The organism is Microcystis sp. LE19-41.2A, from assembly GCF_027530405.1.
Classification (GTDB): Bacteria; Cyanobacteriota; Cyanobacteriia; order Cyanobacteriales; family Microcystaceae; genus Microcystis; species Microcystis aeruginosa.
The window spans coordinates 1-1,658 of the sequence record NZ_JAPZQJ010000127.1 but is presented as its reverse complement, the minus strand read 5'-3'; the positions used below and the strand labels follow the sequence as shown (position 1 = coordinate 1,658).

Sequence of the window (1,658 nt, the reverse complement as noted above, 5' to 3'; positions counted from 1 at the left end):
CCTTGAGCATCGGTATAAAATTCCTTTAACCCTAAGTCAATTCCTGTTATTTGTCCCGTTGGTTTATGGTATTCTTGCCGTTCTACGTCAATTAAAAACTGGCAATAATAACCGTCAGCACGTCTAACAACTCTTACCCGTCTAATCTGTTGTTCTGAATAATAAACTAAGGTCTTTTGACTACACCATAAATCAAATTCTCCTGCTTTAAAGCCATCGGTAAATTTAATTTTACGTCGCTCATCAGATAGTTTGTAGCCTGTTAGTTTATATTCAACCGAACGGCTATGCTTTTTGAACCGGGGAAAACCCTTTTTCCCTGGTATCTTAGCATGACAATTCTGGTAAAATCGATTAATTGATTGCCAGGCTCTATCAGCAGCCGATTGACGTGCTTGTGAGTTTAATTTATTAACCCAAGGTGTCTCTTTATTGTTAGCTAGTACCGAGCAAAGTTTTTGGAGATCATTGCGGGTTGTACCCTTATGATCCATCCAATAACGAACACAAGAATTACGCACAAACTGAGAAGTTTTGATAGCTTCATCAAGCCGGTGATATTGCTCTAGTGTCCCGTTTTTTAGCTTTGCTTCTACGACTAGCATCTAACAATTCTCGACCATTGGTTAAGTAGATTATAACACAGTTTACTCACAAATGATAGAATTAAATCGATACTCCGTTGCTAATATTCTGGTCGGATTTCATCCCCCGCTAATTTTAGTGAGTATCTTGTTGAAAAATCTAGCGGGGGCATTCATCCGACATTTTAGGTAAAGTAAAATCAGTCATACACATATCAGACGGCGAGAGCGTATCAAGTAGCTCCGCAACAACCTCCGCCTGTCCTTGTCCTAATAAGCGTTCTAGCCAAATATTCGTATCCAGAAGAAACACTAGCCATTTCTCCATTCAACTGCAAGATGCTGTAACTCAATTGATGTGTAATCGGTTTTAAGCATCCCTGCCCAGTCTTGACGGAGTTTACGTTTTATAGGTTGGTTAGATTTACTTAAAAGTGACTCTACAAACGTTTGTACTTCAACCTTTAACTGAGGCGATAATTGTCTCACCAGTTCTTCTAGTGATTTTGCTGATGTACTCATGTATTTTACCAATTCAACTTTTTGCAGTAGTTGATAACTAATCTACCACCAGTCTAGCATAGGATTTGATGAGAAACAGCACTAATCTTGAAAACCCCTATAACCCAGTATAGCGCCCTAAAGCAAGCCCTCCAACCCCATCTAGGGGTGCTACCCAGTGCCTTCGGTATCGCACTTTAACCCACAGTTTCAATCAATGTGCATGGTGCGTTCCCCAAAAATCTATTAGTGGAGTAGTAGGACTTGCATTAGGGAACGCAGCCTACCAGCTGAATTCACTGCGTTTACATGATTATGAGTTATCTAACACACGGTCGGGTGCAATGATTTGTTAGATCTCAAATTCGATTACAGTAGCAATGGAGGCTACAATTTCCAGCATTGTAATTTCAGAAACGCTTCCTAATTTATGAATAAACCTTTGTAAATCCACCCCCCTTAGTTGAAGAGTATCAATTGCAGAAGCTTTATTCAATCCATTGATACTGTTAGGTTCAATTTTAACGTGCCAGAAATTTGCTGAAAAATATGTTTTCCAGTCTGTAATAGGAG

General features: G+C 39.4%; 3 protein-coding genes. All 3 read right to left on the bottom strand.

Features of this window, described 5'->3' with window-relative positions; all coding sequences use genetic code 11:
• On the bottom strand, nucleotides 1-605 hold a 605-nt coding region (locus O9290_RS05470), incomplete at its 3' end, for an RNA-guided endonuclease InsQ/TnpB family protein (protein ID WP_288086796.1).
• Nucleotides 606-896: 291 nt separating this feature from the next.
• Entirely contained in the window at nucleotides 897-1,106 is a 210-nt protein-coding gene (locus O9290_RS05465; RefSeq protein WP_002760653.1) for a DUF2281 domain-containing protein, read from the bottom strand.
• 331 nt (nucleotides 1,107-1,437) lie between these two features.
• On the bottom strand, nucleotides 1,438-1,658 hold a 221-nt coding region (locus O9290_RS05460), incomplete at its 5' end, for a type II toxin-antitoxin system PemK/MazF family toxin (protein WP_288054604.1).

Bases quoted from the DNA above. Each gene is read 5' to 3' on its own strand.
- O9290_RS05465 (WP_002760653.1), bottom strand. From the start codon at position 1,106: ATGAGTACATCAGCAAAATCACTAGAAGAACTGGTGAGACAATTATCG.